We start from the raw sequence: 15,208 nt of genomic DNA, 5'->3' as shown, positions 1-15,208 counted from the left end.
GACCCCACCGACACACCCCTATCGATGTGTATTCTCGCATTATATGGCCTCTTCTCCTCCAATTCGACGTCTCTCTCGTCCTACGAACCGGGACGAACCGCACTCGCAGAACGGCGCTTGCAGGGGGGTGCCTACCCGGCCAATCAGTGATACACACCCCTCTATCGAAGTGTATCCAGCGCGGCCGATTATGGGGAGGGGGTGACACCTGTATCGATGTGTTCGAGATGTCGTCGAACGCGGGAGTGCACTGGGATGGTCGAACGTCGACTTGCGGTTCGAACCCGAGTGTAGCGGGAGTGACTTTCCCGGAGCTAACCAACAGAGCCCCCTCTATTCGCGCGGTTGTTGGTTAGCTAGATCCCACTCTCGACGACTACCGACGTTCATTTCGATACCGGTTCGACGACCGACCGTACAAACGCGGCGGATAGCGACGCTACTAACTGCTGCTGGGGGTCGGCAACTTCGGAATCAACCACGAGAGGAAGGCGTCCGGGCTTCGCGTCTGGGTCCAGACGGTCCCCTCGCCGCGGAACTCACAGACGAGGCCCTCCCCGCTGAACAGTGTCGACTTGAGGCCGCCGACCTTCCGAACGTCGAAGTCGAGCGATTCCTCGAACGCCACGATGTGGCCGGTGTCGACGACGACGGCGTCACCGGGTTCGACGGTGAGTTCGTCGATGGCGCCGTAACTGGAGATGAACGCGGGCCCGGTTCCCGATAGCGTCAGCAGGAACAGGCCTTCGCCACCGAAGAACGTCTTGCCGCCCCCGAACTCCGTGTCGACGTCTATCGCCGGGTCCGAGGCGACGAACGACGTCGACTGGACGAACAGCGTCTCGTCGTCGAGTTCGTGGTGCTGGATATCGCCCGGTAGTGCCGGTGCGAGACGAAGCGTGCTGTCCTGTGAGGCGGTGAACGTGTTCATAAAAAACGATTCACCGCCCAGCACCGACCGAGAGAGTGACTTCAGGAGTCCCCCTTCGGCCTTCGTCTCGACGTCGATGCCGGCAGTGTGGCTGACCATCGCACCGCCTTCCGCTCGGACCGACTCCCCAGGTTCGAGCGAGAGGTTCAACTGGGCGTACGACGGTTTGTGGGGTATCTCGTATTCCATGGGATTTTGTTCGCTCAGATGATATATAGCCGTGCCGCTGTGGGCATACTCGGGTGTCGCGGGGGAATCGGCGACACGTCGTCCGGGGCTCATTCGCCGACCGGCCACCCCACACCCGCCGTTGCACGTCCCACCGACGCCACGAAGCCAGCCGTCGCTGACCGCAGGACGGTGATAGAGTGGCAACTACGTGACTAGTGACTGGGCAAGAGTGGTAGCGAGACGCCACGTTGTGCTGCGTAACCCGCCTGTAAGCAACCGATTTCGTTACACGAGAGTGGGATACACGGATTCGTGATGTGTAATTATCAGCGCTCTAACCCTATGAAACCGGTCTCTGACTGGTTTTCAGGCGGCCTATTCTAAGATAGCTATCCTTCGACGGTAGCTTCGATGCCAGACAGAAGTCTCAAACGGCAAACGCTGGCAGTCACACTATCAGTACTCACAGTACTGTCGATCGTCGCCGGCGGCACCGCCGGGGCGTTCGTGACTGCACCGGAAGCGAACCCAGTCCAGTATCAGGTTGCGAGTGATAGCTCACTGTACCGCGTGAACGCGGGTGGGTCGACGGTGGCCGCGATCGACGGCGGCGCCGACTGGACACCACCCGGGTCGACGACGGGGGTGACAGTCAGCGGGAGTACGAGTACGTTCAGCACGAGCGATACGATAACGCTCGATAGCACTGTCCCGGACAGCACGCCGTCCGAAGTGTTCCAGACCGAACGCTACGGGGACCAGCAGTGGGACTTCGACGTGACTGCCGGACAGAGCTACGAGGTCCGGTTGTACTTCGCCGAGATATTCGCGACCTCCTCGGGTGCCCGTGAGTTCGACGTGACCATCGAGGGCGAGCAGGTGCTGAACAACTACGACATCTACGCTGACGTCGGCCACGACGTCGGCACGATGAAGTCGTACACGGTGACGCCCAGCGACGGGACGCTCGACGTCGACTTCGTCACCGAGGTGGACAACGCGAAGATTTCGGCCGTCGAAATCGTCCCGACGGAACCGCAACCGGACGAACTCGGCGCGTCGCCCGACAGCGTCGACTACGGCAGCGTCGTGACGGGGAACAGCGAGACCGACACGGTGACGCTGACGAACCTCGGGAACGCGAGCAACAGTTCGCACCCGGACATCACCATCGACAGCGTCACGCTGACTGGGGCGAACACCAGTCAGTTCTCGCACGACTTCTCGGGCAGCGTCACGCTCGCGCCCGAAGAGTCGACGACGGTCAACGTGACCTACTCGCCGGATCAGGTCGCCATCCACGAGGCGACGATGGAGGTCAGTCACAGCGGGACCAACTCGCCCGTCACGGTCAACCTGACCGGCGAGGGCGTTAGCTCCGCTGACCCAGACTTCTCCAAGAGCACGCTACAGGGTTTCAGCGCAGGCAACCCGACCGCGCTAGAGTTCGGCCCCGACGACCGCCTGTACGTCTCGACGCAGGGCGGGACGGTGTACGCGGTCGAAGTCAACCGAACCGGCGAGAACAGTTATCAGGCGACCGACGTAGAGCAGATAGACGCCATCAACGACATCCCGAACCACGACGACTTCGGGAACTACAACACCGGTGAGAACAACCGGCAGGTGACCGGCCTCACGGTCGGGGGGACGGCCTCCCAACCAGTCGTCTACGTCACGTCGAGTGACCCATCGATAGACGTCGGTACTGACGACGACGACACGGACACGAACTCCGGGGCGCTCTCACGCCTCACGCTGTCGTACACCAACGAGAACATCTCGAACGTCGACCACGACGTGATGGTCCTCGGGCTACCGCGCTCCGAGGAGAACCACTCGCCGAACGGCGTCGACCTCTCCAACGACGGAGACACCCTGTACATCGCGCAGGGCGGCCACACCAACAAGGGCGCACCGGGCGACAACTTCGGCCACACGCCGGAGTACGCGCTGTCGGCCGCCATCCTCGAGATAGACCTCGCACAGATCGAGGCCAACTACACGGCGAAGAACCTCCAGAACTACGACCCACAGGGAAGCACCCAGTCGTACCCCGACCTGTCGTTCTACTACGCCATCCCGACGATTCAGAACGACGACGCGACGGACGGCGACGACCTGCCGTTCGGCGGGAACGACGGCATCAATCAGGCGAAACTCGTCGAGGGCGGGCCGGTCCAGATTTACTCGCCCGGCTATCGGAACCCCTACGACCTCGTCGTGACCGAGAGCGGTCAGGTCTATGCAGGCGACCACGGGCCGAACGGTGGCTGGGGCGGCCAGCCAGCCGACGAGAACGGCAACATCGTCGCGGACGCTGCGAACGTGACGAACCACCCCAACGAGGACGGGAGCTTCTCGACGAGCGACCAACTCATCAAGGTGGACGAGGGTGACTACGGTGGGCACGCGGCGCCCATCCGTGCGAACCCCACGCAGGCGGACATCTACGACGCAAACGGGAACGTCATCTTCGACATCAACGCGTCGAACTCCCCGGTCCCGTCGAGCATGGTGAACCCGGTGGAGGCCGACTACATCCCGCCGACGAGCAACTCGCCCGACCCGGGAGCGCCCGCGGGGAGTGCGAACACGCTCGAAGACACGAACGGGAACAAGGTCCTGTTCGGCCCGACCGGTGCGACCGACGAGTACACCGCCTCGAACTTCGGCGGGGCGATGGACGGCGACCTCCTGCAGGTCGAACTCGGCGGTGACGTCGAGCGCGTCGAACTGAGTTCCGACGGCACGACCGCCACCAACGTCGAGACGATAGGCAACACCGGCGGTCCGCTGGGTCTCGACGCGGTCGGTGACGACGAGAAGTTCCCCGGGACGTTCTGGACGGCCAACCACGGTGGCAACGACGTCACTATCTTCGAACCGGTCGACTACAACGGCACTGACGGCGGAACCGAGTGTACGGGTGCCGACGACGCGACGCTCGACGAAGACGGCGACGGCTACGACAACGCCGACGAGCTAGACGCGGGGTCGGACCCCTGCTCGTCGGCGTCGACGCCGGCCGACTTCGACGACGACAAGACGTCGAACGTCAACGACCCGGACGACGACAACGACGGCCAGCCCGACACGTCCGACCCGTTCGCCGTCGACCCGGACGACGGGACCACGACGACCCTCCCGGTCCAGCACGACCTCTCGGAACTGAGCCTGTTCGGCGAGAACGCGGCGCTCAACGACGACTCCGGGCAGGGCTGGACGGGCCTGATGACGAACGGTCAGGACGACTATCAGGACCTCTACAACACCTCGAAGATGACCGTCGGCGGGGCCGCGGAGGTCCTGACGGTCGAAGAGGTACCTCAAGGTGACGCGTACTCGTCGACGAACACCCAGCAGTACGCGTTCCAGTTCGGCGTGAACCCGCCGGACGAACCGTTCACGGTCGAGACGACGGTCGCCTCCTTCCCGGAGAACCCGGAGAACTTCCAGTCCGCCGGGATATTCGTCGGGACCGGTGACCAGTCGAACTACTCGAAACTCGTCGTCGCGGCCGACGGCGGCAACGGCGGCATCGAGTTCGCCCAGGAGGAAGACGATTCGTTCACCCATCAGACCTCGCCGAACGTCGTCAGTGACAGCGCCGTCACGGGCAACGACACGACGCTGTACCTGACGGTCGATCCGACGCTCGACCCGCTTCCCGGTAACGGCGAAGACGAAGTCGCGCTGAACGCATCCTACGAGGTCAACAACCAGACGACGGACATCGGAACGGCCGCCATCCCGGCGAGCTGGCTCGACACCTCGGACGGGAGCGGCCTCGCGGTCGGTATCATCTCGACGTCTAACGGCGCGAGTTCGACGTTCCCGGCGACGTGGACCGACATCTCCGCCGAGTACGTGACGCCGCCCGCGAACCAGGCACCGATTGCCGACGCGGGCGACGACCAGACGGTCGACGAAGGCACGTCGGTCACGCTCAACGCCACCGGGTCCTCCGACCCGGATGGCGACCAACTCGGGTACACCTGGACTCAGACGGCAGGCCCCGACGTGAGCCTGAGCGCCAACGACGCACAGGAACCGACGTTCACCGCGCCGGAGGTCAGCAGTGACGAGACGCTCACCTTCGAAGTGAACGTCTCGGACGGCCAGGACTACGACACGGACCTCGTGAACGTCACGGTGCAGGACACCGACACCGCGACCGGCGATGTCGTGTTCGCGGTGAACTCCGGCGGCAACCAGTACACGGCCACCGACGGCACGGTGTACGCCGCCGACAAGAACTTCACCGCCGGCAGCACCTACAGCATCGACTCCACGACGGAGATAAACAACACCGACGACGACCTGCTGTACACGACCGAACGCTACGGTGACCCGTTCGGCTACGACGTGCCGGTCCAGAACGGGACCTATCAGGTCACGCTGAAGTTCGCCGAAATCTATCAGGGCGTCTCGCCGAACGACTCGCCGGACTCCTCGGGGCCCAGCGACGGCACGAACGAGAACGACCGGCTGTTCAACGCGAGCATCGAGAACGATCAGAAGTTCACGAACTTCGACCTCTTCGCCGAGGTCGGCACGCTCAACGCGACCGAGAAGACTTACACGGTCGAGGTCACCGACGGCCAACTCGACATCGACTTCGAGGCGACCTACGACAACGCGAAGATATCCGCTATCAAGGTCACAGAGGTCGAACCGGCACCGACCGGGACCAGCGCCGACGTGACGGTCACCGAGAACGGTGGTATCGACGCGAGCACCTACTCCGGTGGGTCGTTCAGCGTCACGAACACCGGTGATGACAACATCTCCTCGGTCCAGATAGACCTGAGCGAGAGCGCGATTCCCGACGCGGTGTTCGACCCCAACGGCACCGCTGGTGACTCGACGGCCAAAGGCGTCGTCATCGACAGCGAGTCCGGCGACGGCGTCGGCGTGGTCACGACCGACTCCGCGACGGTGTTCAGCCAACCGCACAACGGCGTGAACGACAGCGAAGGCTACGACGTCCTGACGCTGGAGTTCACCGACTTCGAGGCCGGCGAGACGGTGACGTTCTCGACGGACATCGACCCGACGACCATCAAGGGCGCCTCCACGACCGGCGGCGCCGGATCGGTCTCGGGCCTCGAACTCTCGGGCTCCGCGGTCACGGTCTCGTCGAGTAGCGGGACCGTCTCGAACGACCTGTACACCGACGGCTCCGCAGGCGGGTCACAGGCTACCGTGAGCGCCGGGTCTTCGGCTGCACCCACGCTCGGCGTCGACGGCGTCACGCTCGGCCCGACCGACTTCCCGGCCCACGAGGCCGCGACGGTCAGCGACCAGCAGCAGAACCTCACGCTGAGCGGACCCGCGGGTGCGACGGTGAACCTGCTCACCATCGAAGCGAGCGAACCGCCGTCGGACGGCTACGACGTGGACGCCTACGAGGCCGACAACGCCGAAGTCGTCAGCAACCAGACGGTCACGCTCGACTCGACCGGGCAGGCCACGGTCCCGGTCACGCTCGACACGACGAACCTGAACTACTACCAAGCCGCCGTGCAGGACGGTCCCAGTTCGACCGGGGCCGTCTCACAGACGGTGGCGCTGGAGTACGACGCGACCGCAGTCTCCGGCAACACCAGTGCCAGCGTGGCGCTGACGCCGAACAGCGGTATCGAGGCGAGCACCTACGGCGCCGGGTCGTATCAAGTCACCAACACCGGTGACACGAGCATCACGACGCTCCGTGTGGACCTGAACGACACGGTCCTGCCGGACATGGTGTTCGATCCGTTCAACACCGCCGGTGACGACGTCGGCAAGGAGTTCACCCTCGACAGCGGCGACGTCACCGTGGAGAACGTCGAGTACACGAACTTCCACAACGGGCAGAACAACAGCGCGGGCTACGACACGCTGATCGTCACGCTCTCGGGCTTCGAACCGAGCGAGACGATGGCGTTCTCCATCGACAACGACCCGACCAGCATCAGTAGCACCACCCTCGGTTCGCAGGCCGCGGGGCCGGTCTCCGGGCTCGAACTGTCCGGTGGCACCGTCTCGGTCGGTGCGGAGTCGACCGGGATGCACGAAGCGACGCTCGTCGGCGACGGCAGTGCCGGCGGGTCACAAGCCACGGTGCTGAACGACACCGACGAGTCGCCGCCGAGCATCGGCGTCGACAACGTCTCGCTGTCCGCGACGACGCTGTCCGACCGGCACACCGCGGCGACGGTGTTCGACGAGAACCAGACCGTCAGCATCTCCGGTGCGCCCGCGAACGCGGACGTGACGCTCCTCCGCATCGAGGGCGAACTGAACCTCTCGAACGTCCCCGACCCCTACGAAATCGAGGACTACGAGGCCAACAAGGCGGTCGACGTCCAGTACTACTCGACGACGACCGACTCGACCGGCACGGCGACGGTGGACGTCACGCTGACGAACTCCACCGCCGAGGGCGGTCAGAACTACTTCGTCGCCTACGTGGAGGAGCCCAACGGCGACACTGGTCCGACCTCGGACTACGTTATCCTCCAACTCGCCGACGGGCCCGGTCCCATCGGTGACTTCGAGAACGCGCCGACGGACCCGGACGGCGACGGCAAGTACGAGGACGTCAACGGTGACGGCTCGGTGAACGTCGGGGACGCACAGGCGCTGTTCGCGAACTCCGACGACCCGGTCGTGCAGGACAACGTGGAGGCGTTCGACTTCAACGAGGACGGCTCGGTGAACGTCGGGGACGCACAGGCGCTGTTCGCCAACGGACTGGAGGCCTGATCAGCCTCGGCTCCACCCCGACCCGGCACCACTCCAGAGGCAGACCGTCTCCGCCGGGTCGGCGTCTCACTCGCACCACGAAATCACGCATCGGCTCCGGAACGAAACGACGCGAAACCCGACACAATGACATCACACGGACTCACGAACCCATCGCGGTCGCAGGTCCTGAGCCTGCTGTTAGCGACCATCGTCGTCCTCGGGACGACCGCTGGCCTCGCTAGCGCGGCGACGACCACAGACCTGACGGTATCGATTACAGACAGCGACAACACCATCGCCCCGGACGAGAACACGACTGTCCAGATAGGGGTCGCCAACGCTGACGACGGCGTCGGTGCCGCGGAACTCGGCGTCGAACTCAGCGACCCGGGCGTCGCGACCATCACGGACGTGACAGTGTTACACACCCCCGGCGTCACCGACAACAACATCACCGGCGGCGGGGCGGCAGCAGACGTCAAGTACGCCTTCGCCGACAGCCCCGACACCGGTGCGGTCACTATGGTCGAGGTGACCTTGCAGGGGGCCGCGGCCGGTTCGACTGACGTGAACGTCGTCCAGAACAGCCAGACCGGCAACCTCGTCGTCTTCGACGAGAACGGGTCCGGGTACACGTTGAACAACGTCGGGAGTGCGACGCTCACCGTCGAAGAGGTTAACGTCCCGCCCACCGCGGACGCGGGTGCGGACCAGACCGTCACGTCGGGCGATACGGTCACGCTCGACGGAACCAACTCGACCGACCCCGATGGGACCCTGAACTACTCGTGGACGGAGACGACCAGTAGCGGGGTCACGTTGAGCGGCGCGGACACGGCCACCCCGACGTTCACTGCGCCGGACGTGAACTCGGAGACGACGCTGACGTTCGACCTCACCGTCACCGACGACGACGGCGCGTCCGATTCGGACCTCGTCAACGTCACCGTCCAGCCACCCGATGCGGCGAACTTCCAGGTGTCGAACCTGCAGGCGCCCGCCAGCGCGACGCAGGGCGACACTATCGACGTCTCGGCCGACGTCGAGAACACCGGCGGGCAGGCCGACACGAAGGCCGTCGAGTTCCGCGTCGACACTGACGGCGACGACTCCATTGCCGACGAGAGCGCGGTCGCCTCACAGGACGTGCAGTTGGACGCCGGAGCCTCGACCACCGTCGAGTTCACGGATATCGACACCAGCGGCTTCTCGACCGGGACGGTCACCCACGGCGTCGTGACGCCCGACGACACCGCGACGGCGACGATCACCATCGAAGAACCGCCGACCAAGCAGACGACGGTGAGCCTCCAACCCACCGACCAGACCACTGCGGTCGGCATCGGGACGACGTACGACGTCGTCGTGGACGACGCACAGGGCGGCGTCGGGGCCGCCGAACTCCGCATCGCTGTCGACAACACGACCGCCGCCGAAATCACCGGCGCGAGCGTCGCCGACGATAGCGCGACCGAAGAGATAGAAATCGCCGCCGACGGCTCGTGGGTCGACCTCGAATACGCGTTCGCGGACACCGCCGACACGGGCAGTGTCGTCGTCGCGACGGTTTCCGTCGAAGGCGTGAACGCGGGCACCGCGAACCTCTCTCTCGAACCGACCGACACCAACAGCGAGGTGCTCGTGTTCGACGAGAGCGGGCAGGGATACGACGTGACCGGCACCAACGGTGCATCCCTCGACGTGCAGGCGGTCCAGTTCCTCGTCTCCGACCTCAGTGCGCCCGATAAAGCGGCCGTCGGGAGCACTATGACGGTCACGGCGAACGTCACCAACGACGGGAGCGTCGAGAGCACCCAGCCCGTCGAGTTCCGCATCGACGCCGACGGCGACGGTGACTTAGAGACCGTCGTCACCAAACAGGAGACGATTGCGGCCGGCGCGACGGACCAGGTGACGTTCACCTTCTCCGTGCCGTCGGACGCCGACTTCGGCCCGCGCCAGTACGGCGTGTTCACGGCCGCAGACAACGAGACGGCGGAGATAGAGTTCACCCCGCCGGACGTCAACGGCGACGGCCTGCTCCCCGGTGACCCGGACGACGACGGCCTCTACGAGGACGTCAACGGCGACGGTTCGGTCGACGTCGGGGACGCACAGGCGCTGTTCAGCAACCGCGACTCGGCGGCCGTCCAGAACTACGTCGCATCGTACGACTTCAACGGCGACGGCGTGATCAACGTCGGCGACGCGCAAGCGCTCTTCAGCGAGGTGACGGCGTAACCGATGACTGTCGACCGACTATCGGACACCGGCCGCGGATGGCACCTCGTCGTCACGGCGGTCGCGCTGTTGGTGGTCGTCTCCGCAGCGGCCCCGCTCGCAGCGGCCGCCGGCGGGACGACCGTGAGTCTCGTTCCGGCGGACACGAGCGTCGATGTCGGTCAGACCACCACGTTCGAGGTCGTCGTGGACAGCGCTGACGGCGGCGTCGGGGCCGCCGAGTTCAGCGTGACGGTCGACGACCCGAGCGTCGCGGAGATTACCGACGTCACGGTCCTCGGCTCCGGGGCGACCAACACGGATATCGCCGCCGACGGATCGTCCGTCGACGTCGAGTACGCGTTCCGGGACACGGCAGATACCGGCAGCGTCACGATAGCCGAAGTGACCGTTCAGGGCGTCAGTGACGGCTCGACCGGCGTCAGTCTCGCACCTGCGTCGGGCAACGACGATGTGCTAGTCTTCGACGAGGGCGGCACCGGCTACGACGTGACCGGCACGAACGACGCGACGCTGAACGTCGTCGGTGACCAACCGGCACCCGACCCGGCGAACTTCGAGGTGTCGAACCTGCAGGCGCCCGCCAGCGCGACGCAGGGCGACGCCATCGACGTCTCCGCGACCGTCGAGAACACCGGCGGGCAGGCCGACACGAAGGCCGTCGAGTTCCGCGTCGACACTGACGGCGACGACTCCATTGCCGACGAGAGCGCGGTCGCCTCACAGGACGTGCAGTTGGACGCGGGGGCCTCGACCACCGTCGAGTTCACGGATATCGACACCAGCGGCCTCTCGACCGGGACCGTCACCCACGGCGTGGCGACGCCCGACGACACCGCGACGGCGACGATAACTATCGAGGAGCCACCCGAACCGGCACCGGAGACGACGGTGAGCCTCCAGCCCAGTGACCAGACGGTCACCACCGGGCAGGCAGTCACCTACGACGTCGTCGTGGACGGCGTGGACGGCGGCGTCGGAGCCGCCGAGTTCAGCGTCGCCGTCGACGACACGAGCGTCGCGACGATAACGAGTGCCACGGTCCTCGGGTCCGGAAGCTCCGAAATCGACGTCGCCGACGACGGGTCGTCGGTGGACGTCGAGTACGCGTTCCGGGACACCGCGGACACCGGCAGCGTCACGGTCGCCGAAGTGACCGTCCAAGGCGAGAGCGCCGGGACCGCCGGGCTGACTCTCGCACCGTCCGACGGCAACGACGCGGTGCTGGTCTTCGACGAGAGCGGCACCGGCTACGACGTGACTGACACGAACGGGGCGTCCGTGACCGTCGAAGCGCCGCCCGAACCCGCGAACTTCGCGGTCTCGAACCTGAGCCCGACCGACGTGACGGTCACCCAAGGTGACGTCGTCGACGTCTCGGCGACCGTCGAGAACACGGGCGAACAGACCGCCACGCAGACCGTCGAGTTCCGCGTCGACGGGACGGCGCTGGCGAGTCAGGACGTGACTCTCGACCCCGGTGCGTCCACGACGGTGACGTTCGAGGACGTCGACACGAGCGGTCTCGACCCCGGCGAGTACACCCACGGCGTGTACACCGAGAACGACTCCGCGACGGCCACGCTCACCGTTGAAGATGCGAGTCTGCCACCCGTCGGCGACTTCGCCAACGCACCGTCCGACCCGGACGACGACGGCCTCTACGAGGACGTCAACGGCGACGGAGCGGTCGACGTCGTCGACGTGCAGGCCCTGTTCGCCAATCTGGAGAGCGACACCGTCCAGAACAACCCCGAGAACTTCGACTTCAACGGCGACGGCACCGTCGACGTGGTCGACGTACAAAAGTTGTTCACGGAGGTGAACTAGTGTGCGAGCGAGCATCCCCGCGGTGCTGGAGACGAAGAGCGTGCTCGTCGTCGCGATAGCGGCCCTCGTCGTGACGGTCGGTATCGGCGGTGCCGCCGTCGGCGTCGGCCCGAGCGGCGCGCTGCAGATCGCGACGCCACAACAGCAAGAGGGACCCGGAACCACGGTCAGTCTCCAGCCCAGTAGCGCGACGGTCGAGGTCGGCGACACGACGACCTACGACGTGGTCGTCGAGAGCGCCGACGGCGGCGTCGGGGCGTACGACTTCACGGTCAGTCTCGCCGACCCGAGCGTCGCCTCGATAACGGACGTGACCGTCGGGGGGGACCCCTCCGACCAGACGACCGAGGTCGACATCGCCGGTGACGGGTCCGCCGTCGACGTGAAGGCCGCGCTGGCCGATACGTCCGATAGCGGGAGCGTCACCATCGCGACGGTCACCGTCAGCGGTGACGCGGCCGGCAGCAGCGACGTCGGTCTGACCGTCTCGGCACTGGGGACCGAAGCCGGCGAGTCCTACACCGTGAACGAGGCGACCGACGCCTCGATCACCGTCGACGCAGTCGAGGAACCGGACCCAGACCCGGCGAACTTCGAGGTGTCGAACCTGCAAGCCCCCGACAGCGCGACGCAGGGCGACGCAATCGACGTCTCCGCCGAAGTCACGAACGACGGTGACGAAGCAGCCACGCAGGACGTCGAGTTCCGCCTCGACACCGACGGGGACGGCACCCTGCAGTCCGACGAGGCGCTGACCTCGAAGGAACTGACGCTCGACGGTGGCGACAGCGATACAGTCACCTTCGAGGACGTCGACACGAGCGGGCTCGACGCCGGCGACTACGAACACGGCGTCTTCACCGACGACGACTCGGCGACGGCGACGATCACCATCGAGTCCGACGACGCCGACCCGGCACCCGAAACGAACGTCCGCCTCTCCCCGCGTAGTCGGAACGTCGACGTCGGCGAGACGACGACCTACGACGTGGTCGTGACGCCCGCAAACGGCGGCGTCGGGGCGTACGACTTCACGGTCAGTCTCGCCGACCTGAACGTCGCCTCGATAACGGACGTGACCGTCGAGGGGAACCCCTCCGACCAGACGACCGACGTCGCTATCGCCGGCGACGGGTCCGAAGTCGACGTGATGGTCGCGCTCGCAGACACGAAACAGACCGGGACGGTGACTATCGCGACGGTGACCGTCCGCGGCGACAGTGCCGGCAGCAGCGACGTCGGACTCAGCGTCGACGCACTCGGAACCGAAGCCGGCGAGTCCTACACCGTGAGCGAGAGCGCGGACGCGTCGCTCAACGTCAGGGCACTCCCCGACCCTGACCCTGATCCGGACCCTGACCCGGACCCTGACCCTGACCCGGCGAACTTCGGGGTGTCGAACCTGCAAGCCCCCGACAGCGCGACGCAGGGCGACGCAATCGACGTCTCCGCCGAGATCACGAACGACGGTGACGAAGATGCCACGCAGGACGTCGAGTTTCGCCTCGACACCGACGGGGACGGCACCTTACAGTCCGACGAGGCACTGACCTCGCAGGAACTGACGCTCGACGGTGGCGACGCCGAGACCGTGACGTTCGAGGACGTCGACACGAGCGGGCTCGACGCCGGCGACTACGAACACGGCGTCTTCACCGACGACGACTCGGCGACGGCGACGATCACTATCGAGGAGTCCGACGAATCCACGCCGAATCTGGAGACCGCGGTCCAGCTAGCGCCGAGTAGTGCGACTGTCGATTCCGGCGACTCGACGACCTACGACGTGGTCGTCGAGAGCGCCGACGGCGGCGTCGGGGCGTACGACTTCGGCGTCACCCTCGCCGACCCGAGCGTCGCCTCGATAACCGACGTGAGCGTCCGGGGCGACCCGTCGTCGGAGACGACCGACGTCGCCATCGACGGCGACGGTGGCTCCGTGGACGTACAGGCCGCGCTGGCCGATACGTCCGATAGCGGGAGCGTCACCATCGCGACGGTCACCGTCCGCGGCGACAGCGCTGGCTCCAGTGACGTCGGACTCAGCGTCGACGCGCTCGGGACCGAAGTCGGCGAGTCCTACACGGTGACCGATACCGACGGGGCATCGATTACCGTCGACGCAGTCGAGGAACCGGACCCAGACCCGGCGAACTTCGAGGTGTCGAACCTGCAAGCCCCCGACAGTGCGACGCAGGGTGACGCCGTCGACGTCTCCGCCGAGATCACTAACGACGGTGACGAAGCAGCCACGCAGGACGTCGAGTTCCGCCTCGACACCGACGGGGACGGCACCCTGCAGTCCGACGAGGCGCTGGACTCGGAAGAGGTGACCTTGGATGGCGGCGACGCCGAGACCGTGACGTTCGAGGACGTCGATACGAGCGGACTCGACACCGGCGATTACGAACACGGCGTCTTCACCGACGACGACTCGGCGACGGCGACGATCACTATCGAGCCCGCCGACGATTCGGACGACCCGGCGGAGTACACGCCGGACGAGATAGCACACGCGAAGTACGACGCGCACCTCGACGAACTGAGCGACCGACGCGCTATCGCCGTCGAGGCCATCGCGAAGCGCCAGCCGTTCCCCGACGGCACCCACCCGTCGGACATCAAGACCCGAGAGGAGATCGCACAGGACTGCTACGGGAAGTCCTTCGACGAACTGAGCCGCGAACAGGCCATCGAGACCCAGAACGCCTACGACGAACAGTTCGGCGACTTACCGTCGGACCCGGCGTACAGTCCCGACGACATCGCCCACGCGAAGTTCGATTCGCACTTCGACGAACTGAGCACCGACCGCGCCGTGGCAGTTCAGGCGATCTACAACCGGCAGCCGTTCACCGACGGAACTGGTCCGTCGGACTACACGACCCGAGAGGAGATCGCACAGGACTGCTTCGGGAAGTCCTTCGACGAACTGAGCCGCGAACAGGCCATCGACACGGTGAAGTCATACGAGATGCAGTTCGGCAGCAAACTGCTGCACTAACACGACGAGTGGGAGCAGGTGACAGTCGCCGGCGGTGGCGACGGTCGCTCGCCGTCCCACCGCCGGCGAGCGGTTCCCCACGCTCGGACGGTGTTCGACTCAGTTCCCGCAGCAAGCACGACGGCGTCTCTGTGTCTTCTTCGAGAAGCGACACCTGATGCTTCGAACGTGATTCGTGCAGCTAACCAACGACTGGCGGATATCGGCCGACTGTTGGTTAGCTTCGCGGGACGCTATCGCCGTGTACGAGGATACGCCTATGCCCGTCGGGACAGCACGAGACACCGTTCAGTACC

Annotated in this window: 5 protein-coding genes; 4 read left to right on the top strand and 1 reads right to left on the bottom strand. The window is 65.7% G+C overall.

Translation table 11 applies throughout. The features are described 5' to 3' along the window. Positions 1-442: 442 nt before the first annotated feature. Positions 443-1,120, bottom strand: a complete 678-nt coding sequence (locus IEY28_RS10480) for a TIGR00266 family protein (RefSeq protein WP_188997115.1) — start codon at positions 1,118-1,120, stop codon at positions 443-445. 393 nt (positions 1,121-1,513) lie between these two features. Between IEY28_RS10480 and IEY28_RS10475 the strand changes: the two genes are divergently transcribed. The 4 genes from IEY28_RS10475 (at position 1,514) to IEY28_RS10460 (ending at position 14,912) form a co-directional block, all read left to right on the top strand. Beyond that, the gene (locus IEY28_RS10475; protein ID WP_188997113.1) at positions 1,514-7,855 is read left to right on the top strand and encodes a malectin domain-containing carbohydrate-binding protein; all 6,342 of its coding nucleotides are present in this window, start codon (positions 1,514-1,516) and stop codon (positions 7,853-7,855) included. A 126-nt stretch (positions 7,856-7,981) separates the two neighbouring features. Then, a complete protein-coding gene (locus IEY28_RS10470) occupies positions 7,982-10,078 on the top strand; it encodes a PKD domain-containing protein (protein ID WP_188997111.1) in 2,097 nt (698 codons plus the stop codon). A 3-nt stretch (positions 10,079-10,081) separates the two neighbouring features. Beyond that, positions 10,082-11,908, top strand: a complete 1,827-nt coding sequence (locus IEY28_RS10465; protein WP_188997108.1) for a CARDB domain-containing protein — start codon at positions 10,082-10,084, stop codon at positions 11,906-11,908. A gap of 1 nt (position 11,909) precedes the next feature. Further along, positions 11,910-14,912 carry a hypothetical protein gene (locus IEY28_RS10460; protein WP_188997107.1) on the top strand — a complete coding sequence of 1,001 codons (3,003 nt, stop codon included), beginning with the start codon at positions 11,910-11,912 and terminating at the stop codon, positions 14,910-14,912. Positions 14,913-15,208 lie beyond the last annotated feature (296 nt).

It is taken from the genome of Haloarcula pellucida (assembly GCF_014647235.1).
Classification (GTDB): domain Archaea; phylum Halobacteriota; class Halobacteria; order Halobacteriales; family Haloarculaceae; genus Haloarcula; species Haloarcula pellucida.
Note: the sequence above shows the minus strand (reverse complement) of the source record. Positions and strands in the feature narration are given on the sequence as shown.